At 51.1% G+C, this 21,524-nt stretch carries 15 protein-coding genes; 5 read left to right on the top strand and 10 right to left on the bottom strand.

The window, feature by feature from the left end; translation table 11 throughout:
• Positions 1-256 precede the first annotated feature (256 nt).
• From rapA to CX664_RS05005, 4 genes are all read right to left on the bottom strand, one after another.
• The gene (gene rapA, locus CX664_RS05020) at positions 257-3,133 is read right to left on the bottom strand and encodes an RNA polymerase-associated protein RapA (RefSeq protein WP_101745684.1); all 2,877 of its coding nucleotides are present in this window, start codon (positions 3,131-3,133) and stop codon (positions 257-259) included.
• 401 nt (positions 3,134-3,534) lie between these two features.
• Complete coding sequence (locus tag CX664_RS05015) at positions 3,535-4,299, bottom strand: outer membrane protein (RefSeq protein WP_101745683.1); 765 nt, start codon at positions 4,297-4,299, stop codon at positions 3,535-3,537.
• Positions 4,300-4,431: 132 nt separating this feature from the next.
• Positions 4,432-4,893 carry a DNA polymerase III subunit chi gene (locus tag CX664_RS05010; RefSeq protein WP_163372469.1) on the bottom strand — a complete coding sequence of 154 codons (462 nt, stop codon included), beginning with the start codon at positions 4,891-4,893 and terminating at the stop codon, positions 4,432-4,434.
• Between the two features lie 75 nt (positions 4,894-4,968).
• Positions 4,969-6,450 (bottom strand): leucyl aminopeptidase, encoded by a 1,482-nt coding sequence (locus CX664_RS05005; protein WP_101745681.1) that lies wholly within the window; start codon positions 6,448-6,450, stop codon positions 4,969-4,971.
• 245 nt (positions 6,451-6,695) lie between these two features.
• Here CX664_RS05005 and lptF point away from each other — a divergent pair, with 245 nt between their 5' ends.
• A complete protein-coding gene (gene lptF / locus CX664_RS05000) occupies positions 6,696-7,808 on the top strand; it encodes an LPS export ABC transporter permease LptF (RefSeq protein WP_101745680.1) in 1,113 nt (370 codons plus the stop codon).
• Positions 7,801-8,859, top strand: coding sequence for an LPS export ABC transporter permease LptG (lptG, locus tag CX664_RS04995; protein ID WP_101745679.1), 1,059 nt, complete (start codon positions 7,801-7,803; stop codon positions 8,857-8,859). Before lptF ends, lptG begins: the two co-directional genes overlap by 8 nt.
• Before the next feature lie 147 nt (positions 8,860-9,006).
• Here the strand turns inward: lptG and CX664_RS25570 are convergent, their stop codons facing one another.
• The gene (locus CX664_RS25570; RefSeq protein WP_145999832.1) at positions 9,007-9,189 is read right to left on the bottom strand and encodes a hypothetical protein; all 183 of its coding nucleotides are present in this window, start codon (positions 9,187-9,189) and stop codon (positions 9,007-9,009) included.
• Positions 9,190-9,447: 258 nt separating this feature from the next.
• Positions 9,448-9,924 (bottom strand): RDD family protein, encoded by a 477-nt coding sequence (locus tag CX664_RS04990; RefSeq protein ID WP_101745678.1) that lies wholly within the window; start codon positions 9,922-9,924, stop codon positions 9,448-9,450.
• A gap of 353 nt (positions 9,925-10,277) precedes the next feature.
• On the opposite strand from CX664_RS04990, the gene CX664_RS04980 reads away from it, so the two are divergent.
• The 3 genes from CX664_RS04980 (at position 10,278) to CX664_RS04970 (ending at position 13,967) form a co-directional block, all read left to right on the top strand.
• Positions 10,278-11,789 (top strand): hypothetical protein, encoded by a 1,512-nt coding sequence (locus tag CX664_RS04980; RefSeq protein WP_180966377.1) that lies wholly within the window; start codon positions 10,278-10,280, stop codon positions 11,787-11,789.
• 133 nt (positions 11,790-11,922) lie between these two features.
• Positions 11,923-13,221, top strand: a complete 1,299-nt coding sequence (locus tag CX664_RS04975) for an anaerobic C4-dicarboxylate transporter (protein WP_101745675.1) — start codon at positions 11,923-11,925, stop codon at positions 13,219-13,221.
• Between the two features lie 206 nt (positions 13,222-13,427).
• Positions 13,428-13,967, top strand: coding sequence for a hydrolase (locus CX664_RS04970; RefSeq protein ID WP_101745674.1), 540 nt, complete (start codon positions 13,428-13,430; stop codon positions 13,965-13,967).
• A gap of 42 nt (positions 13,968-14,009) precedes the next feature.
• On the opposite strand, the gene CX664_RS04965 is transcribed toward CX664_RS04970, so the two are convergent.
• The 4 genes from CX664_RS04965 to CX664_RS04950 all read right to left on the bottom strand — a co-directional run bounded on the left by CX664_RS04965 (position 14,010) and on the right by CX664_RS04950 (position 21,402).
• On the bottom strand, positions 14,010-15,380 hold the full coding sequence (locus CX664_RS04965; RefSeq protein ID WP_101745673.1) for a YjiH family protein: 1,371 nt from the start codon (positions 15,378-15,380) through the stop codon (positions 14,010-14,012).
• 445 nt (positions 15,381-15,825) lie between these two features.
• Positions 15,826-16,956, bottom strand: coding sequence for a glycine cleavage system aminomethyltransferase GcvT (gene gcvT / locus CX664_RS04960; RefSeq protein ID WP_101745672.1), 1,131 nt, complete (start codon positions 16,954-16,956; stop codon positions 15,826-15,828).
• 13 nt (positions 16,957-16,969) lie between these two features.
• Positions 16,970-19,906 carry an aminomethyl-transferring glycine dehydrogenase gene (gcvP, locus tag CX664_RS04955; protein WP_101745671.1) on the bottom strand — a complete coding sequence of 979 codons (2,937 nt, stop codon included), beginning with the start codon at positions 19,904-19,906 and terminating at the stop codon, positions 16,970-16,972.
• 122 nt (positions 19,907-20,028) lie between these two features.
• Entirely contained in the window at positions 20,029-21,402 is a 1,374-nt protein-coding gene (locus CX664_RS04950) for an L-serine ammonia-lyase (protein WP_101745670.1), read from the bottom strand.
• Positions 21,403-21,524: the final 122 nt, after the last annotated feature.

Raw genomic sequence — 21,524 nt, 5'->3', positions numbered from 1 at the left:
GTCCGAGAATAGCGCCCGTAGCGAGGATGGCAGAAAATTGAGGATAAAAATTTCGTTTTGTGAGGTGAATAGCGGGGCTATTTGCCGAACAAAACGGAATTTTTAGACCAATTTGCTGCCACCGCAGTAGGGCAGTCTATTCTCGGACAGGCTCCTGGAGTGCTGCCCGCCACCGGAAAAGCCGGAACCGTTTGTGCGGGCAGCAGGCGGGATCCCCAGGCTGAATAAAAATTAGATAGAAACCTTTAGGAAAATATTAACCAGCAATCATAATCCGTAGCGCATCCAGTCGAAGAACCGCTTTCTGCAGTGCCTGATGCCCTAGGGCTGCACGGTTTTTCAGATATTCAATCTCTTCACCACGGACGTTCGGGTTAACAACTTTAAGCGCCGCCAGTCGTTTGATCTCTTCAGTGACATCGGTCAGCAGGTTCTGGCAGGCCTGATTAACGATGGGTTGTACCCGATCTTTGGCATACCCTTCGGCTTTATCCAGCATGGCCAGAAAGGGGGCCCGCTGGGCATTCACCAGTTTTTTGGCAACACCCCGTTTCAAAGGCTGAAGCTGGGCGTTCAGGGTATCAAACGCCACTTTTTCGGACAGGTCATTGAACCCCGGGTCGATCAGACAGCGGATCGGTGTGGCTGGCAGGTAGCGGTCCAGCTGCAGAGTTCGGTCGGCGCTGGTTTCTACGACGTAAATTGCTTCCAGCAGCATGGTGCCGGGCTTCAGGGCTTTGTTTTTGAGCAAAGCCACAGAGGTATTCCCCAGCTCGCTGGTCAACACCATGTCCATGCCTTCGGCAACGATGGGATGCTCCCAGGTCAGGAAGTGCATGTCTTCTCTGGACAGTGCCATGTCCCGGTCAAAGGTCACGGTCATGCCATCATCCGGCAGGCCGGGGAAGGTGGTGATCATGTGGCTGCCCGGGCGAATCACCAGACAGTGTTTGGAATAGTCTTCCGCCTCAACACCAAAGCCTTCGAACAGCTTCTCCATAAACCGCTTGAGCTGTCTTGGCTGTTCCTGCTCTTCGATGTCGTTGATCATATCTTCATTGGAGATCAGGCCCCGGGAGTTCAGCTCCAGCAGTCGGTCTCTGCCTTTATGAAGGTGCTCCATCTGTTGCCGGTTCAATTGGGCTGCCTGGTTCAGCAGGGTATCCATGGCTTCTGTGGAGGCCTGGCTGCCCGGTTGCAGATAAGGCAACAACGCTTCACCCAGTTGCATCTGCACCATGCTACCGGCAGGGCAGGTATCGGCAAAAGCGTTCAATCCCAGCTCGTACCAGTGGAACAGTGCCTCCTGACCGGTGCCAGACAGATAGGGCACGTGAATCTTGATGGCTTCAGTCTGGCCAATACGATCCAGTCGGCCAATACGCTGTTCCAGCAGGTCGGGATGTTCGGGCAGATCAAACAGCACCAGATGGTGGGCAAACTGGAAGTTACGGCCTTCACTGCCAATTTCTGAACACACCAGTACCTGGGCACCATGCTCTCCTTCGGCAAAGAAGGCCGCAGCACGATCCCGCTCAATAATGCTCATGTTTTCGTGGAAAACCGCTGCCGGAATGCCGGACAGTATGCGCAGGGCATTTTCCAGGTCCAGTGCCGTATTGGCATTGGCACAGATAACCAGTACTTTCTCTTTCTTCAGCAGTTTCAGCAGGTTCATCAGCCAGTCTACCCGGGGGTCGACTTTCCACCAGGGGTCCATATCATCGACACGGATCTGAGCCTGGTAAGCCAGCTCCGGATAAAGGTTATGGCGGTAGTTGGACTCTTCTTCCAGTGCGATTTCGTACAGTTCCGGCAGCGCCTGGGGGTAGCCCTGGGCAGCTCGACCGGAGAATCCGCCAACGGCTGCCCGGGTATTACGAAACATCACACGGCCGGTACCATGACGATCCAGCAGGCGGCGCAGCAGCTGGGTTTGGGCAGTATTTCGAGCCTCTTCATCACCCTGATCAAGGATATCAATCAGCGACTTGCTGTCTTCTCCAAGGAAACTGATCAGATGGTCCCTTGCCTTGGCAGGGAGCGTCTGATTGTCATTGTTCAGAAGTTCCTGAACAGCCTCTGCCACCGGCTCATAACGGCTTTCTTCGGCTTCGAAGGCGGCAAGATCATGGAAGCGGTCCGGGTCCAGCAGACGCAGATGGGCAAAGTGGCTTTTGGCACCCATCTGCTCCGGCGTTGCGGTCAGCAGCAGGAGTCCCGGAATCTGCAGGGACAGCGCTTCAACACAGCGGTATTCCGCATTGGTCTCTTCTTCAGACCAGATAAGGTGATGGGCTTCATCCACAATCAACAGGTCGAAGTCCGCTTCCAGTGCCTGTTTACGGCGCTCGTCATCATGGCAGAGAAAGCCGATGCTGCTGACAATCAGCTGCTCGGTATTAAACGGGTTTTCATCCGGAGACTGACGGCAGCGCTCTTCGTCAAAGACGCTGAAACGCAGGTTGAAACGGCGCAGCATCTCCACCAGCCACTGGTGTACCAGGCTTTCCGGCAAGAGAATCAGCACCCGGCTGGCACGGCCGGTAATCAGTTGCTGGTGCAGTATCAGGCCGGCTTCAATGGTTTTACCCATGCCCACTTCGTCGGCCAGCATAACCCGTGGCGCATGGCGCTGGGAAACCTCCCGGGCAATATGCAGCTGATGGGGAATCAGGCTGGTGCGTGGGCCAATCAGGCCACGCATCGGGGACTTACGCAGACCGAAGTTATACTGGAGTGTCTTGTAACGCAGGGTAAAGTTGCTGTTCTGGTCAATCTGACCCGCCAGCATCCGGTCCTGTGGCTTGTTGAAGCGAATATGGTTGCCCAGCTCGGCTTCTGGCAGCTGTCGTGTTTCTCCGTCAGGGAGGGTTCCGCAGTAGGTCAGCAGGCCATCTTTCTCAATCACCTCGGTGACCAGCATAATCCAGCCCTCGTGGCTTTCGACACGATCTCCGGGGTTGAACTCAACGCGGGTCAGAGGGCAGTTGTTTATGGAGTAAAGCCGGGTTTCCCCGGTGGCAGGAAACAGCAGGGTGACCATACGACTGTCAAAGGTGAGCACAGTGCCCAGCCCCTGTTCGGTCTCAGTATCACTAATCCAGCGTTGCCCAGAAACGAAACTCGTCATATTTGACTACTAACCTTGCCTGACTGACAGACCGCCATTATACGTTACCGCCCGGGCGGTGCGTAGGCCGGAGATGGACCGGCGGACTGTATTTTGAAAATGGTTTATGGTGAGAGAGCCTCTGTATCGAACAGCAGGTTCTCAGGCTACTCGGGCCATCTCAATCATACGCTTCCCCGAAGTGTTTTGCCTGAAGATTATGACCGATGTGCCAAAAAGCGCGCTATATTAGCGGAATCCTCTTAAATTGCACTACGGGGATGACCGAAATTCAGCATGCCACGATGATTATAGACGGGAGTTTGGCTTTTATTGGCCTGGCTTGTTTTAAGAAGGTGTTCTGGAGGGAGGACTGCACAGGAACTTCCAGCGGCCTGTGCAGAAATATAACCGGGGGATCGTCAGAATTGGTAACGCAAGCCCATCAGCAGTGTGGTGGATTCCAGCTTGCCCTTGAGGGACTCGTCACCGGTAGCTGGCAGGTTTTTCAGTTCCCAGTCTCCCAAGTTGCGATGTTCGACACCAAGATCCAGGGCAAGGTGTTTACTGAATATGTAGGAGACGCCTGTACCCACTGTCCAGGCTATTTCGTTGCTGCTATGGTCATCCCATTTTTCATTCCAGTTCGCATTTGCTGAAAAGGTCTGTACACCGGATGCCTTGTTTTTGGCATATCCTGCGCCAGCCATAAGGTAGGGGACTACATGTTTATTGAGTGGCAGGTCGAAATAGGCCTTGAGCATATATACTTCAGATTCAATACTGATGTTGTTATACGCGGTACCAAGAAGTGTCGCATTGAATGGGCCTCCTCCTGTTAACCGATAGCCCAGAGAAACATCAATCTGATAATCTGACTCTTTCTGATAAGACCCTTCAAGCTCCAGACGGAAATTGGGGCTAAATACCAGTCCGGCACCAAAAGCTCCAACAGCAACGCTGTGATCGTTATTCAGGTTGGCTATCCCCATACTGCCTTGGAAAGTGGCAGGGTCATTGTTAGAAGGAGTACTGCCAATTGCAATGAATGGATTGACAGCCTCAGTATCCTTAATCGCCGTATAAGCTGCCCCACCCCGGGCAAAAGCATAAATATCCATAGCCTGACTGGTGGCCGGTACGGCAAGCGCCAGGCTTACCAATGTTGCGTTAAATGTTTTCATCATTATTTTACCGTTCAATGGTTAGAGAATTTTTATTTGAAAGCGATAACTGCCAGCTTTCTTATTAAAAAGGATAGACAAACTATGGGTGAACGGTATCAGCGGGCGATATCAGCGGGCAATGGGTGACAGGGACTACATATTGTGTACTTCTGGCTCTATACCCGCCTGACGATAGGCCCGGAACTTCGCCCTGGAAATCGCTTTCTGGTTCGGGTTCTGAACCACGACTTCACAGACACGGGCAAAGTCTTTGAAGAATGGAGGAACCTCAGGGCTGAGATTAATCAGCAACCGCTTTGACGCCACGGCAGGGTGGTCAAACCCCAGGGTGATGGGAGACTCTCTGGCCAACAGTACACTTTCCGGGGTATTGCCCTGGATGGGTGAAATAATCCCATGGGGAAGAAAGCTATCCTCCCGCCATGACCAGAGCAGTTGATCCATGGACTGGCAGCTGCTTTCATCCTCTGTATGGATATGCATGGGCAGGCCTCCACGCCATGCTTTGTCGATAAGGCGGCAGGCAAACTGCTGTTCGCTTTGCCCGTTATTGTCAAGATTGCTGTCTAGAAGGTAGAAAGTCACTCTGGTCATGGGGAAATCATAAACTAATCTGAGCAAACAAACAGGCCCTGATCGATCAGGGCCTGTCATCAGTACTGGTAACAGTCAGATTTTATTCAGCAGGTATTGTACCAGCATGGGCACTGGACGACCGGTAGCCCCTTTTTCCTTGCCCGATTGCCAGGCGGTTCCGGCGATATCCAGGTGCGCCCAGGGGTAGGCTTCGGCAAATTTAGCCAGGAAGCAGGCTGCGGTAATGGTACCCGCAGCAGGACCACCAATATTGGCCATATCGGCAAAGTTGCTGTCCAGCTGGCGGCTATATTCTTCACCCATTGGCAGCTGCCATGCCCGGTCCATGGCTTCTTTGGCAGCACTGATCAGCTCTTCAGCCAGCGGCTCATTATTACTGAGCAGGCCGGTGGTGTGATGGCCCAGGGCAACGACGCAGGCACCCGTCAGGGTGGCAATATCGATCACCGCTTCCGGCTTATAACGTTCTGCGTAGGTGAGGGCATCACAAAGCACCAGACGACCTTCGGCATCGGTATTGAGAATTTCAATGGTCTTGCCGGACATGGACGTTACGATATCTCCCGGGCGGGTGGCCTTACCGCTGGGCATGTTTTCTGCCGCAGCTACCATGCCAATGACATTAATGGGCAGATCCAGCTCGATAATAGCATTCATCACGCCGAATACACTGGCGGCACCGCACATATCAAACTTCATTTCATCCATGGCGGCACCGGGTTTCAGGGAGATACCACCGGTATCAAAGGTGATCCCTTTACCCAGCAGAACGAGAGGTTTGGCACCGCGTTTGCCATTTTTGAACTCCATGCAGATCAGCCGGGCTTCCTGTTCGGAGCCGGCACTGACGGAGAGCAGGGAACTCATGCCAAGGTCAGACATCTGTTTTTCATTGAGCACCTTGGTGGTCAGTTTGGCATGCTTTTTCGCCAATGCTTTGGCTTCCTCGGCAAGGTAGGTTGGATGGCAGATATTACCTGGCAGGTTGCCCAGGGTTCGGGCCACATTCCGGCCATTACCAATGGCCTGCCCCTGGGCCAGACCGGCTTTCACTTCTTCAGCATTTTTACGGTCTGCCAGCAGAGTCAGCTTCTTCAGAACCGCGCCTTTGCCGGTGTCGTTTTTAAACTGGCTGAACTGATAAAATGCATATTCAACCGCTTCAACCAACTGACGGGTGATCCAGTGCAGTGATTTGCCCTCGACGTTGATATCTTCGATGGCAATGCTTGCTTCCCTGGCATTCAGTGATTTCAATTGGCTGGCCAGGTTGACCCTCAGTTTGTTAAACCCGGCTTCTGTTAATGGCTTATCATTTTCACCCATGGCCAGCAGCAGCAGACGCTCAACCGGCGCATGTCGGCTGTGCAGAAGCATCAGTGAGTGGCCGGGCTTGAAATCCAGATCGCCACGTTTGAGCAGGTCGGTAAGATACCCCTCGGTTAACGAGTCTAAGGCTGTCGCAGAGGGCGGAAGCGTTTTCTTGTGGACGCCCAAAATAAGGCAGGCAGTTTTCTGTTTTTCTGCAGCACCACTCTTAACAACAAATTCCATGGTCTCTCCAAGGGGACAAGTTATCCGATTTCATGGATAATAATACGGTTAAGCCAATTCAACCAGACGCTTTAGTCCGGATATGGGATATTCAGGCATCATCCAGACGGCTATCAGAACGTAGAAGTCATTGGGTTAATTGTATGTTTATTCTACGATTCTGTCAGACAGGCCGGGATTATACCGGTTTTTTAAGGCGACTGACGTATAATTGTTCATTTTGATTTTATGAATTTCACCAAGGCATGCCTTTAATCATATTTCGTTACCTGTCCAGACAGATGCTGCAGGTTATGTTAGCAGTGACGTCTGTCGTATTGCTCATTATCATGAGTGGACGCTTTGTGAACTATCTGGCACAGGCGGCAACCGGGACGCTGAAAGCGGATTTTCTCTTTGCCATCATGGCTTACCGGATCCCGGAGTTTCTGGTCATGATACTGCCCCTGGGGCTTTTCCTGGGCATTATTCTCGCCTATGGCAGGCTGTATGTTGATAACGAAATGACGGTGCTCAGCGCCTGCGGTCTCAGCCATCATCAACTTTTAGGCATAACCATGGTGCCTGCGGCCGGGGTTATGCTGGTGGTTGCGCTGTTAAGCCTGGAGGTTGCCCCCCGGGGAATACAGAAAGTTGAAAGCATTTTTGTCGAGCAGGACGCTCTGACTGAGTTTGATACCCTGGTTTCCGGTCGTTTCCAGAAGTTTGGCTGGCAGCGCGTGACCTACGCAGAGACGTTAACCGACGACCGCCAGCAGATGATCAGGGTTTTTATCGCCAACCGTAACGGGGATAGCAAGAACACAGGTTCGATGACCTTGCTGCTGGCGCAAAAGGCAAGCCTTGAAGTTAATGCAGCAGAGGGTGGTCAGCGCTATCTGATATTGGATGATGGTTACCGCTATGACCTTACGCCCGGCGCATTGCCTCTGCGGGAAATTGCCTTTGAACATTACGGTCTTCGTATGGAAGAGCGGCGCTCCGGAAAAGAGATCAGCAAGGAGCAGGCCCTGCCAACGGCAACACTTTTGGCGTCCGACACCCCGGGGCATCGTGCTGAGCTGCAGTGGCGCATCTCTTTGCCACTGTTAATACCCATTGTGGTGCTGATGGCATTGCCTCTGGCCCGGGTTAATCCCAGACAGGGGCGTTATGTGAAGCTGTTGCCCGGAATATTGCTGTATCTGCTGTATCTGGCTTTGTTAATGAGTGGCCGTGGCGCGGTTGAGGATGGACGACTATCGCCGGATATTGGTCTGTGGCCGATTCATATTCTTTTCTTGCTGATTGCTTTGCTGTTATACCTTGTTGAGCCGGGTAAACTCTGGCTGGCGCGCCGGAGGGCTGGAAATGCGTAAGCTGGATCGTTACATATCCAGAAATATTCTGGGGGCAACGGTGATTGTCCTGCTGATTCTGGTATTTCTGGAAGCGTTGTTTGCTTTTTTGGGGCAGCTGGATGATGTCAGGGGCAACTATCAGTCGCTGGACGCTTTGATATATACCCTGTTGATGATACCCAAAAAACTGTACGAGCTGATTCCCGTGTCGGCACTGGTTGGCTGCCTTATGGGGCTGGGCTCCATGGCGTCCAGCAGTGAGCTGGTGGTTATGAGGGCCGCTGGTATCTCACTGTGGCGTATTCTGGGGGCAGTAATGAAGCCCACCCTGGTCATGATTATTACCGGATTGATGCTTGGCGAATATCTTGCCCCCATGGCCGAGCAGGTTGGCGAAACCAGAAAGGCGATAGCCCGCTCCGCTGATGGCACATACACCGGAGAAGGCTTCTGGCATCGTGAAGGCCGTGAATTTATGTACTTCAATGCGGTCGAGCCAAACGGCGTGCTTTACGGCGTGAGTCGTTATGTTTTTGATGATGAGATGAAGCTTCAGGAAAGCGCTTTTGCCAAACGGGGAATCTATCAGGGTGATCATTGGCTGCTGGAGGATGTCACCACCATACGCCGTAAGAATGAGCAGTTTATTACTGAGCAGAGTCTGGTTGAACCCTGGGATACCAGCCTGACAACAACACTGTTGAAAGTGGTGGTGGTCAAACCTGAAGCATTGCCCATATCCGGCCTGCTCACTTATACGAAGTACTTGAAAGCACAGGGGCTGGATGCCGGAGAGTATGATCTGGCACTGTGGACAAAGCTGCTTCAACCGTTATCCATACTCTCCCTGGTTATTGTGGGCATCTCTTTTGTCTTTGGTCCTTTGCGTTCGGTCAGTATGGGGTTGCGGATCTTTTCCGGGGTGATCACCGGCATTGTCTTTATGATCGTTCAGAACCTGATGGGTCCATCCAGCCTGGTATTCGGGTTTCCACCGGTATTATCGGTAATGATTCCAGTCGTCATCTGCCTGCTGGCGGGTGCGGTGATGTTAAGGCGGGCTGCATAAAGGGTTAAAGGGCGTAGGCTCCATGCCCTGAATAAAGGACTGTGCCAATCACCCTTCTACTCCGCTCAGGGTGAACGGAGATTGTTCGCATCCTTTAGGCTTCTTTATGCATTCCCACGCAGAGCGTGGGAACGATGGGGGTGGAGATTATCGCTGGAAAGGGTGCCCGGGAATTCTTCTTACAGGCTTTTGTGGGGTTCGTGTGACCGGGCAGTAGAGCCTGCACTCTTCCAGTTGATCTGAGTGGTGGAAAGATTCTGGATTTCCTGATAAACGACGAAAGACTTCCGCCAGTTGAGATACAACCTGTTCAAATAGCCAAGTATTCATACTGGAGTCTCCCTTTTTACTGCCTGCTGAAAGCCTATCTGCTAAGAAAAGCCATCGATAGTCTTGTTGGTACACCGTCGTCGGTGAATGACGATGGTTTCATTCTAATGCTGGATAGGTAAAAATACCAATAAATGTTTCGGTATATGTGTATCAGGCGGCAGACAGCAGTGAACAGTCGTCTGTAAATATTAATGCTGGTAGTGTAACCAGTGCCGCTTATTTATGAAGCTGCACTGAGATATTAGAAGGCTGTGGTCAGGTTTTTTTTACCGGTTTTTCCAGAAGAATGACTCTGGATGACGATGCCAGATCCTGCCAGCTTCGCCGCTGATGATCGATCAGTGCCCAGAGAAGCCCGATACCAGCAAGCGACAGTGCAGGAATGGCAATCAGAAAACGGATCACGCTTTGCCATGGGCTGATCAAATGGTTGTCGCTGCTGACCACTTTTATTCTCCAGGCCTGCATACCGAGGGTTTGTCCTGACCGGGTCCAGAAAAAGCCAAAGAAGCCGTAAATGATGACCAGCAGCGCGGCGTAGAAAAAGGGGCCTCCAAGCTGGTAGCCCTCTTCAGTCATGGTTTTCAGTTGCTCATCACCGAAAATCTGTATCTGGATGAACAGATTAATAAAACCGGCCATAAACAACAGAGCCAGGATTAACAGAGAATCGTACAACATGGCCGCAGCTCTTCTCCACACTGGAGCCGGGGTAAGATTAGTGGCTTCCATCGACCTCTTGCCTTGTTATTAAACGTGTCGGGACATTCTATCAGCAAATTTTTTTCACGCACATAACTACTGCTGTCGTCCGCTCAATGGTAGCACCCGGCACAGGTGTCTCGGTATTTTTCTGTCTTTGGACTTTTTAATGGAACAAATTTACGTGGTTGCTGTCCCATAAGGGCTGAAGATTTTTGAGAATCGGATTATTACGATTTGATTACATTATTTATCTTTTTTTAAGGGATGAAATTGTTTTTCATTATTGAATGGTGACATGCCTGAAAAGAATAAAATGCTTTCCGGGGAGTATGATGAGGCAGAATCGAGTTGTTCATGATTTCTCATTTTTAATTGTTCTTATGTTCAGTTTACTGGCCATTAATGCCACTGCCGATGTAGATGAGCATACTGAAAATATCTCAGAATCATCAATGTATCTGGATGATGAGGGTGATTTAATTGAGGAAGATCTGGACGATGACGATGATTTAATGGAGGAAAATCCGGAGGATGAAGATGATTTAATTGAGGAAGATCTGGATGATGATGCTGAAGAAAATGAAGCCAGCAACGAACCCGAGAAACAATATGCAGACAGTGAATATTACCAGGATCTGATTCGATCCAGAAATAAGAATGCAACCTCTCTATTCATGTCGATCATTGATAATAGTAACTACCTGTTTAATGACCTGATGATGGAACCCCTGATCCGTCCTTTTATCAACTTTGCTTCGGAGTATCAGGATGTTTTCAATCATCACGTGCTAGACCCGGTTCGCCGTGGCAAACACTATATGAGGTATATGGACAGTGTCATGCTCGGTACCTTTGATAATATTTTAAATGAAGATACCGGGACTAAAAACTGGCCTTATGCTATTGCAGGCGTGCCTTATGGCTGGGTTGTAAAGAATGTTGTTGCTGATTTTAAACTGGGCTCTGAGGTACGCAGTCCGGGCATTACCGACAATAAATATCATAATCATCCCGTTCTGGTGGAACGCCTCGGGGCAGAGACGGCGGAAGTGGGAACCAAAATGTCAGAGGAACACAAAAATGAACTGGTTGTTATTGATGTTGTAAAACCTTTTATGCCGAGGCTGGAGATATGGGATGAAGAAAATTCACTTTTTTCGTCCCTGTACAATTTCTATTATGCGACAAAGGAGCTGGTAACTGACGTCTATCAAGTTGTCGAATTTGAAGAGACGGATTTTTTCCAACGAACAGGTCGGTATGAGGAGTCTGACCGAACGTTTCTGCATCACTGGAATAAAACCATATCAAAGCGAAGTGCATTCAGAAGTGGTCAGATTATCAGGGTGGACAGAAAGGGTTATTTTTCCATGGGGCCTGTTCCCATCGCCTGGAATTATTGTGAAGTGATGTTACACGAAGGTGGCAGCAAAGATATTGAGGTTGTTGAAGAGGAAGATGAAACCGAAATTTATTATCAGCATCCTGACACTTATGTATGGGGCGCGCGGGGTGACAGAATGACTCCCAGGGAGAGAACCAGAACGGTTCGTAAAAAGGTGGTCAAACAGGTCCCGAATATTACCACATTCCGGGTTTACACCGAAAACCTATGCCTGGCAGCGGAGGCATCCGTTCGCTCTAAAAGTGAGGTCATTACCTTCACCACGCGCAGGTTGTTTTCCTGGTTCGTGCCAGGGCTGGCATTTATTGGTGCCCCTTCCGTTTCTTATCTGCTGATGGGGCAGTTTGGTATTAATAATTACTTCCCGCTCACAGCCGGCCTGATGGCCACTGTTTTTCTGACGTCCTGGGTGGTTCCCTCAATGTGGGAGTCTGACATTGAAGATACTATGCACAGTATCAAGTTCCCTCCCCCGGACAAGTTGTAATGCCTCTCCTGATGGTAGTCACGGGTATGATTCTGAGCACCACCAGACCAGTGCGGAAACGTCTTTTGCTGTTTTCAGGCTATCTTAAATTATCTATCCATTGACTTAAGATTAATTTCTCAGGGGATTTGGCATGACCTGGTTGCAGTTGATCATTGTTCTGGCATTTATTTTCCTGGGAGCCCGGTTGGGCAGCATTGGTATTGGTTTTGCTGGTGCTGTTGGGGTTGTGGTGCTTACCCTGGGGCTTGGGATGAATCCTGGCACCATTCCGGTGGATGTGATCCTTATCATCATGTCTGTCATTGGTGCTGTGGCAGCCATGCAGGTCGCTGGCGGGCTGGATTATCTGGTATATATTGCGGATAAATTGCTTAGAAGGCGGCCGCAGTACGTGACGTTCCTGGCTCCGGCTGTTACTTACTTCATGACATTGCTCGCTGGCACAGGCCATACGGCTTATTCAACATTGCCGGTTATTGCCGCTGTTGCCCGTGAGAATGGGATTCGCCCATCCCGACCTCTGAGTATTTCGGTGATTGCCTCTCAGGTCGCCATTACCGCCTCTCCGGTCTCCGCCGCTGTGGTGGTATTCAGCGGTATGCTGGAACCCTTTGGTGTTGATTATCTGGATCTGCTCCTGATTTGCATTCCTACCACATTTGTTGCCGTGATGTTGACGTCGCTGGTGTGTAATTACCTTGGCTGTGAACTGCACAAAGATGAAGTGTACCTGCACAAGCTCTCTGAAGGCCTGATTCAACCTGCAGAGGTTGTGGATAATCGAATAAAGCCCGGCGCAAGGATGTCCGTGCTGATTTTTGGCCTGAGCATTCTGGCGGTGGTGGTATATGCGACGCTGGTCAGCGATAAGGTGGGTGTTATTGACAATCCCGTACTGCCCAGAGACAGCGCCATTTTTGCCTTTATGCTCAGTGCGGCGTGTCTGATTACCCTGGTTACCCATATAGATACCAATCACATTCTGAATGCCCAGACTTTCAAGTCGGGTATGAGTGCGTGTATCTGTGTTCTGGGCGTTGCCTGGCTGGGGAATACATTTGTTGGTGCCCACCTTGAGAATGTTCAGGAGACCGCCGGGGATATTCTTGATCACTATCCCTGGCTGCTTGCCCTGGCACTGTTTCTGGCGTCCATGTTACTGTATTCCCAGGCCGCAACGACCCGGGCTCTGATGCCAGCAGCCCTGATGATTGTTGACCCGGTGACGGCTATCGCGTCATTTGCTGCCGTGAGTGCCCTGTTTGTTTTGCCAACCTACCCAACCTTGCTTGCCGCGGTCGAGATGGATGAAACAGGTTCTACCCGGATCGGCAAGATGGTGTTTAATCATCCTTTCTTTGTACCCGGAGTGATCTGCATCCTGCTTAGTGTGGTTTTTGGTTTTCTGCTGGCTCCGGTTATTATCTAGGAGCCTGTCGGACTTAAGACTGTCCTACTGCGGTTGCGATAAATTGGTCTAAAAATTCCTGCTTCTTCGTCAAATAGCCCCGCTATTCTCCTCAGAAGCAGAAATTTTTATCCTCAATTTCTCGCAATCCTCGCTACGGACGCTTAAGTCCGACAGGCTCCTAGTTTCAAAAAATAATATTGATCTAAGTGGCAGGGGGAACAGGTATGTTAAATCTTGATACGACAGTACTGGTGGTTGTGGATGTTCAGGGCAAGCTGGCCACCCTGATGCATGAACATGAGTCACTCTTTGACAATATTGTGACCATGGTTAAAGGGGCCAGATTGCTTAATATGCCGATTCTCTGGCTGGAGCAGGTTCCGGAAAAGCTGGGAGGCACCATTCCTGAACTGGCTGATGAGTTATCGGATTTCAGCCCGGTGAGAAAAACATCCTTCAGTGCCTGTGGTGAGCCCGCTTTTATGTCAGCGCTTGAACAGACAGGTAGCAGACAGGTGTTGTTGGCCGGCATAGAGACCCATATCTGCGTTTATCAGACGGCGATGGATCTGCTTGCTGGAGGCTATGAGGTAGAAGTGCTGGTTGATGCGGTTTCATCAAGAACATTACAGAGCAAAGAGGTGGCTCTGGATAAAATGTCAGCCCAGGGGGCTGATCTGACAACCGTTGAAATGGCGCTGTTTGAACTGATGAAATCTGCCGACGCACCACAGTTTCGTGATGTCGCCAGGCTGATTAAATGATTCGGACCTGAGCCTCAGGAGGCTGAGGCTCATTTTTCGATGTCAAAAGATAAGGTGGGCGATCGCGGCAATAACGGGCAGCGTGACCAGCGTTCTCAGAATGAAAATAATAAATAGCTCAACCAAGGTGACCGGAATCTTGCTTCCCAGGAGCAAAGCACCCACTTCAGAAAGGTAAATCAGCTGAGTCAGGGATAATGCCGCAATTACAAACCGGGTCATATCATTGTCAATGGATGCCGCCAGGATAGAGGGCACAAACATATCGGTGAAGCCCACCATCATGGTGGTTGAGGCCGCCTGGGCTTCAGGAATCTGCAACCACTCCAGCAACGGCAGAAAAGGCATGCCCAGGTACTGGAAGACCGGGGTGTATTCGGCAATGATCAGGGCAATGGTACCAATGCCCATCACCACTGGCAGTACCCCAAACACCATATCGATGGCGTTCTTGCCACCATCCTGAATGATCTTCATGGGATGGGTGATTTTGGCGGCTTTCTCCAGTGCCTGCTCCAGACCCCAGGCAAAAGCACTGGTACCCTGAGGAATAATTTCATCATCATCACTGCGGGTTTTGCCGCAGATGAACACGTCTTTTTTTCTGGACAGGGGAGGCAGCTTGGGGACGATAAAAGCGGCAACCAGCCCGGCAAAGCAGACGGTCAGGTAGAAGCGGGTAAACATGTGTTCCAGACCCACCTGAGCAATCACCACCAGTGAGAAGGTAATTGACACAACAGAGAAAGTGGTACCGATCACCGCAGCTTCACGCTGAGTATAATAGGAGGTTTCATATTGCTTACTGGTCATCAGGATACCAACGCTGCCATCCCCCAGCCATGAGGCAATACAGTCAATAGCTGAACGGCCGGGCAGGTTAAATACCGGTCGCATTATGCGTGTCATCAGGGTGCCCAGCAGCTCCAGCAGGCCAAAGTTCATTAATAGTGGCAGCAAAAGTCCGGCAAAGATAAAGACTGAAAACAGAGTCGGCATCAGGTCATTCAAAACCATGCCGCCAGTGGCTCCTGACCAGATGGCTTCGGGACCAAACTCGAAAAAGCTGGAAAGCACAAAGACCATGCCAGCAACCCTTACCAGGCACCAGAGTGGGGTAATATCAAACAGAGAGTTAAGAAATGGGCGCGTCATTATTGCTTTTGGCTGAAACAGCTTGGTAATGATGGTGATGCATCCGGTAAAGCACACAATAATGGTAATGATGGTGGTCAGCTGGTCTTTGAGCAGCGCTTTTAATCCGCCGGCCAGCAGGGCCACAGGAATGGTAAATTCATCATTAATACTGACCGGAGTGACAAATAGCAACAGACCAATCAGTGATGGAATTAAAAACGTTAACCAGTGACGCAGGCTGGTCTCTCTCTTTTTTACGGCTGTAAACTGCTTCATAACAAGCCCGACTCCTCAAACTCAGCCATGCACGAAAGTATGATTCAAAAACCTCAAATTTCCTGCCCAGCAAATAAATGAGTCAGGAGTCTGGTCATGGTCTAAATGAATCAGTGCATATCGCAGCCAGTAGGTTTGCTGGCTGCTGATTGCACCCTGTTTAGGTTGATTATGCATTATTTCTTAATAAATATTAACTTTCTACCCCGGAAAAGACCTATCTCCTTGATTTTTTATTAAATACCAAGGGCTAGTGATACTCATTGCATTGGCTAACGATAGAAATGAGGATGGAGATATTGATATGGGAACCAGAAGGGATATTGAATCAACAAAGCTGCCAACTGCCAACTGCCAACTGCCAACTGCCAACTGCCAACTGCCAACTGCCAACTGCCAACTGCCAACTGCCAACTGTCAGTCGGCAGTCATTATGAGATATCAATCAGCCCCGATAATAACGCTGTTCGATAAATGGCATTTTACTGACGGTCATTGGCAACTTTTTACCTCTGACCAGTGCATACACTCCTGTTCCCAATGCCGCATAATCAGCGTTGATCAGAGCCATCGCAACCGGTGCCCCAACCGTTGGGCCAAAGGTGCCGGAGGTTACCCGACCAATAGGCTGACCGAGATCATCAACCAGTTCTGCCCCTTCACGAACCGGGGCTCGGCTACTGCCAGTCAGGCCAATGCGTTTGGTGGCCACCTGTCGGGTCTCAATCTGCTGCAGAATTTTTTCGGCTCCGGGGAAGCCTCCTGCCCGCTCACCATCATGACGACGATTTTTACTGATGGCCCACATCAGGCTCGCTTCAATAGGGGTGGTATTGACATCCATATCATGGCCGTAGAGACAGAGGCCCGATTCCAGCCGGAGGGAGTCTCTGGCACCCAAACCAATTAATTCAACCTCCGGATGGTCGAGCAGTAGCCGGGTGATGCGTTCAGCGTCTTTTTCCGGGATGGAAATCTCAAAGCCATCTTCCCCGGTATACCCGGAACGGCTGATAAAACAGGGTGCCCCATCGATGGATAGCTGGCGGGAGTCCATAAAGACCAGTTCAGCCACCTCAGGAACAACCTTTGCCATAACCTCTGCGGCCATGGGTCCCTGAAGAGCAACAAGTGCCCGGTCATCGAGAACGTCCAGCTTGATACCTTCCGGCAGTCTGGACCGGATATGCTGAATATCCTGCGCCTTGCACGCCGCATTAACCACCAGATAGAGGCAATCGTCATAACGGGTGGCCATCAGATCATCAAGGATACCCCCAGCCTCATCGGTAAACAGGGCGTAACGCTGTCGGCCAATGGCAAGGCCTGCAATATCAACCGGCACCAGGGATTCCAGGAAATAGTCAGCCCCTTCACCGGACAGTTTCAGCTGCCCCATATGAGAAACATCAAAAAGCCCGGCCTTACTGCGTGTATGGATATGCTCGTTCTTAACCCCGGATGGGTACTGCACCGGCATTTCATAACCGGCAAAAGGCACCATTTTTGCTCCCCGGGCCAGATGAAGACCATATAACGGGGTTCTTTTCAGGCTTCCAGCGGACGCTTCAGACATACCTTATCTCCATTTATTGATAATTATCAATGCCGGGGCACGAACAGATAAAATTGCGGTCGCCAAAAACGTTGTCGATGCGATTGGCCGCAGGCCAGTATTTCGACTTATGACCGGCAGCTGATGGAAATGCCGCGACCTTCCTGCTGTATGGGCGTTGCCATTCATCTTCCGCCAGGTCTGCCATGGTATGGGGGGCGTTGACCAGAGGGTTGTTGTCTTTTGGCCATTTGCCGTTGGCGACCTGATCAATTTCCTGCTTGATTGAGATCATCGCATCAATAAAGCGGTCTATTTCTTCCCTGGATTCAGACTCGGTTGGCTCGATCATCAGGGTTCCAGCCACGGGGAAAGACATGGTCGGAGCGTGGAAACCATAATCCATCAGGCGTTTGGCAATATCTTCCTCGGTAATACCGCAGGCCTCTTTGATCGGGCGAATATCAAGGATGCATTCGTGGGCAACGTGGTTGTTTCTGCCCTGATAGAGAATCGGGTAATGATCACCCAGCCGTTTTGCCATGTAGTTGGCATGCAGGATGGCCAGCTCTGTTGACTCCCGTAGACCCCGGCTGCCCAGCATGGTGATGTACATCCAGCTGATGGGCAATATGGACGAGCTGCCGTAAGGCGCAGCAGATACGGCGCCAATGCCTTCATTATGGCCTTCGACCGGGCTTATAGAATGGTTGGGCAGGTAAGGTGCCAGATGGCTCTTGACGCCAATGGGGCCCATACCCGGACCGCCACCACCGTGGGGAATGGCAAAGGTCTTGTGCAGATTGAGATGGGAGACATCGGAGCCGATATCGCCCGGGCGGGAGACACCGACCATGGCGTTCATATTGGCACCATCCATATAAACCTGGCCGCCATGATCATGAATGATCTGGCAGATGGTGCGGATCTCTTCTTCGTAGACCCCGTGGGTGGAAGGGTAGGTGACCATCAGAGCACAGAGGCGGTCACTGTACTCTTCAGCTTTGGCTCTCAGGTCATTGACATCCACGTTACCGCTGTCATCACAGGCGACAATCACAATTTTCATCCCGAGCATCGCCGCCGAAGCGGGATTGGTGCCGTGAGCGGAAGAAGGGATCAGGCAAACATCACGGTGCTCCTGCTGGTTTGCCCGTTGATAATTACGGATAGCCAATAGGCCCGTATATTCCCCCTGGGCTCCGGAGTTTGGTTGCATGGAGATGGCGTCATAACCGGTAATCTCCACCAGAGCCTGTTCCAGTTGCCGGATCATGGTCAGGTAACCCGGAACCTGATCTTTGGGCGTGAAAGGGTGAATACTGGAAAATTCCGGCCAGGAAACCGGCAGCATTTCTGCTGCAGCATTGAGCTTCATGGTGCATGAACCCAGTGGAATCATGCCATGAACCAGTGAGTAATCCTTGTTTTCCAGCCGCTTCAGATAACGCATCATATCGGTTTCTGAGTGATGGCTGTTGAATACCGGGTGACTCAGGATGCTGTCTGAACGTCGCAGTTCCGGTGCGAGTCCGATGGTACTCCGGGTATGAGACAGCTGACTGTTATTGGCCGAGATCTGGCGGTCAATGGAGGCAATATTCAGCTCTTTGCCGTCACCCATAAAGATATTGAACAGTTCAATAATGTCTTCAGAGCGGGTGGTTTCATCAAGGCTGACACCCAGGCGGTCAGAGCCAATTCGGCGCAGGTTGCAACCATATTTCAGCGCCCGCTGGATAATGGTTTCCTGCTCACTGCCTACCTTGAAGGTCAGGGTATCAAAGAAGGTTTGGTTGCACTGGAAACCCATTTCAGTGAGTCCATGATGAAGGATTCGGGTCAGGCGGTGTACGCGTTCTGCGATGGTTTTTAACCCTTCCGGACCGTGGTAGACCCCATAAGCGGCCGCCATGTTGGCCAACAGAGCCTGGGCAGTACAGATATTGGAGGTGGCTTTTTCCCGGCGAATATGTTGCTCACGGGTCTGCATGGCCATACGCAGGGCGGTATTGCCACGGCTGTCTTTGGATACCCCGATAACCCGGCCGGGGATTGAGCGTTTCAGTTTACCGGTGGTGGCAAAAAATGCAGCGTGGGGGCCGCCAAAGCCCATGGGCACGCCAAAGCGCTGGCTGTTACCCAGAACAATATCAGCGCCAAGTTCCCCGGGGGATTTCAGTAATGTCAGGGCCAGCAGATCCGTGCCTACTGAAACCATGGCACCCTGTTGCCGGGCCATGGCGGCAATGCTCTCAATATCTGTGATGTTACCGTAGGTGCCCGGATACTGAAGCTGCACACCAAATACATCGTGATTGCCCAGCTCGGTATGGGGGTTGCCAACGATAACGTTGATGCCAAGCCAGTCGGCACGGGTTTTGATTACATCAATGGTTTGTGGGTGCACGTCATCGGCCACAAAGAATGTTTGTGAGGCCGCTTTGCTGCGTCCCACGCTACGCAGGCAGAGGGTCATGGCTTCGGCAGCGGCAGTTGCTTCATCCAGAAGGGAGGCATTGGCAACTTCCATACCCGTGAGGTCCATAACCATCTGCTGGAAGTTCTGCAGCATTTCCAGGCGGCCCTGGGAGATTTCGGGCTGATAAGGGGTATAGGCGGTATACCAGCCGGGGTTTTCCAGCAGATTACGCAGAATGACATTGGGTACTTCGGTGTTGTAATAGCCCATGCCAATGTACGACTTATTCACTGTATTTTGCCGGGCCAGGTCATAGAGCCCGGCAAGGGCCTGCTGCTCTGTTTTTCCGGCAGGAAGTGCTAACTCCCGATTTAACCGGATGCTGCCCGGAACGGTGTCATTGATCAGCTCTGCCAGCGATTTGAGCCCGAGACTTGCCAGCATGGCCTGCTGTTCCTGCTGGTCAGAACCTGTGTGACGATGGGTAAAGGCATCGTTATGTTCCAGTTCTGCCAGTGTTGGCAGAGTAGAAGTGTGTTCAACGGCCATGTTGTCGTCCTGTTGTCACTATTACGTTATTTTAATAAAATTTCTTTGAACTGACGGATTTGTTGTTAAAGACAAAGGTCAGTAGTGGAAATATAAGACAAATGTTGTTTTCGGTTCGGTTTTCAGCACATTACGACATTAACAGCCAGGCCACCGGTGGCTGTCTCTTTGTATTTATCCTGCATATCCAGCCCCGTCTGGCGCATGGTTTCAATGACGTCATCAAGGGAAACCCGGTGCTGCCCGTCACCTTTCAGGGCCAGCCGGGCCGCATTGATGGCCTTGACAGCGCCCATGGTATTGCGCTCAATACAAGGGACCTGTACCAGACCGGCTATCGGGTCACAGGTCAGGCCCAGGTTGTGCTCCATGCCTATTTCAGCGGCATTTTCAATCTGGCGGTTATTGCCACCCATGACGGCGCACAGAGCGCCTGCCGCCATGGAACAGGCCACCCCGATTTCCCCCTGACAACCCACTTCTGCGGCCGAGATTGAGGCGTTCTTTTTATAGAGCATGCCAATGGCAGCAGCGGTGGCCAGAAAGGTCACAATACCCGCTTCACTGCTACCCGGAACAAAACGATCGTAATAGGCAAGAACCGCCGGAATAACACCGGCTGCACCATTAGTTGGTGCGGTAACAACACGACCACCAACGGCGTTCTCTTCATTGACGGCGATGGCAAACAGGTTGACCCAGTCCATGACTTCCAGGTGATCCTGCTGGTCTTCCGGGCGGTTCAACAGTTCCTGATGCAGCTGATGTGCACGACGATTGACGTTCAGACCGCCGGGCAGTACCCCGGTCTGCTGACAGCCACGGTTGATGCAGCGGTCCATTACCTGCCAGATATTCAGCAACGCTGGTTGAATCTGGTCAGATCTTCCCAGATGTTGTTCATTCTCCAGAACAATTTCACCGATGGAAAGTCCGGTTCTGTCTCCGATATCCAGAAGGTCCTGGGCGTTATTGAACGGAAAGGGGATCTGAATGTCCGTTGCTGAAGTTGTCTGCTCGGTTTCCTCTTCATTCAGTACGAACCCTCCGCCCACGGAGTAATAATTGTCATGAAAAAGCTCGAGGCCTGCTGCATCAAAGGCTCTCAGGGTCATACCGTTAGGGTGCTTGGCAAGCGAGTGACCGTGCAAAAAGTGAAGGTGTTGATCTTCGACGAAAGGAATTGGATATTGGCCAGCAAGTATCAACTCACCGGTGCTGCGGATATTGTTGATCAATGCCGGAGCCTGGTCAGGATCAAGCAGGTCCGGTTTTTCACCCATAAGGCCCAGCATTACGGCAGTGTCGGTGGCATGGCCTGCACCGGTCATGGCCAGGGAACCGTAGAGCTCAATACGAATCTGACGGGTATTCTCAAGCTGCCCCTGTTGGAGCAGGGCGTCAAGGAAGCGGTTGGCGGCTACCATTGGACCCACTGTATGGGATGAGGAAGGGCCTACACCAATCTTGAACAAATCGAGAATACTTAAGCTCATCGCCATGACTCCATTTGTTGATATATTTTTGTGATATCTGCTTTCAGGGCTGTTTTTTTGTTATTTATCAAAAGGAAGATGGTCATAAGAGCCATTAATAGAGAGCCGCCTGAAACCAAGCA

Origin of the sequence: Endozoicomonas acroporae (assembly GCF_002864045.1) — a bacterium.
GTDB classification, from domain to species: domain Bacteria; phylum Pseudomonadota; class Gammaproteobacteria; order Pseudomonadales; family Endozoicomonadaceae; genus Endozoicomonas; species Endozoicomonas acroporae.
Note: the sequence above shows the minus strand (reverse complement) of the source record. Positions and strands in the feature narration are given on the sequence as shown.

What these genes read in the sequence shown, in the direction of transcription:
- CX664_RS04950 (WP_101745670.1), bottom strand. Translation starts at nt 21,402, where the DNA reads ATGAGCTTAAGTATTCTCGATTTGTTCAAGATTGGTGTAGGCCCTTCC.
- CX664_RS05015 (WP_101745683.1), bottom strand. Translation starts at nt 4,299, where the DNA reads ATGATGAAAACATTTAACGCAACATTGGTAAGCCTGGCGCTTGCCGTA.
- gcvT (WP_101745672.1), bottom strand. Translation starts at nt 16,956, where the DNA reads ATGTCTGAAGCGTCCGCTGGAAGCCTGAAAAGAACCCCGTTATATGGT.
- rapA (WP_101745684.1), bottom strand. Translation starts at nt 3,133, where the DNA reads ATGACGAGTTTCGTTTCTGGGCAACGCTGGATTAGTGATACTGAGACC.
- CX664_RS05005 (WP_101745681.1), bottom strand. Translation starts at nt 6,450, where the DNA reads ATGGAATTTGTTGTTAAGAGTGGTGCTGCAGAAAAACAGAAAACTGCC.
- CX664_RS04990 (WP_101745678.1), bottom strand. Translation starts at nt 9,924, where the DNA reads ATGGAAGCCACTAATCTTACCCCGGCTCCAGTGTGGAGAAGAGCTGCG.
- CX664_RS04970 (WP_101745674.1), top strand. Translation starts at nt 13,428, where the DNA reads ATGTTAAATCTTGATACGACAGTACTGGTGGTTGTGGATGTTCAGGGC.
- CX664_RS25570 (WP_145999832.1), bottom strand. Translation starts at nt 9,189, where the DNA reads ATGAATACTTGGCTATTTGAACAGGTTGTATCTCAACTGGCGGAAGTC.
- lptF (WP_101745680.1), top strand. Translation starts at nt 6,696, where the DNA reads ATGCCTTTAATCATATTTCGTTACCTGTCCAGACAGATGCTGCAGGTT.
- lptG (WP_101745679.1), top strand. Translation starts at nt 7,801, where the DNA reads ATGCGTAAGCTGGATCGTTACATATCCAGAAATATTCTGGGGGCAACG.
- CX664_RS04965 (WP_101745673.1), bottom strand. Translation starts at nt 15,380, where the DNA reads ATGAAGCAGTTTACAGCCGTAAAAAAGAGAGAGACCAGCCTGCGTCAC.
- CX664_RS04980 (WP_180966377.1), top strand. Translation starts at nt 10,278, where the DNA reads ATGTTCAGTTTACTGGCCATTAATGCCACTGCCGATGTAGATGAGCAT.
- CX664_RS04975 (WP_101745675.1), top strand. Translation starts at nt 11,923, where the DNA reads ATGACCTGGTTGCAGTTGATCATTGTTCTGGCATTTATTTTCCTGGGA.
- CX664_RS05010 (WP_163372469.1), bottom strand. Translation starts at nt 4,893, where the DNA reads ATGACCAGAGTGACTTTCTACCTTCTAGACAGCAATCTTGACAATAAC.
- gcvP (WP_101745671.1), bottom strand. Translation starts at nt 19,906, where the DNA reads ATGGCCGTTGAACACACTTCTACTCTGCCAACACTGGCAGAACTGGAA.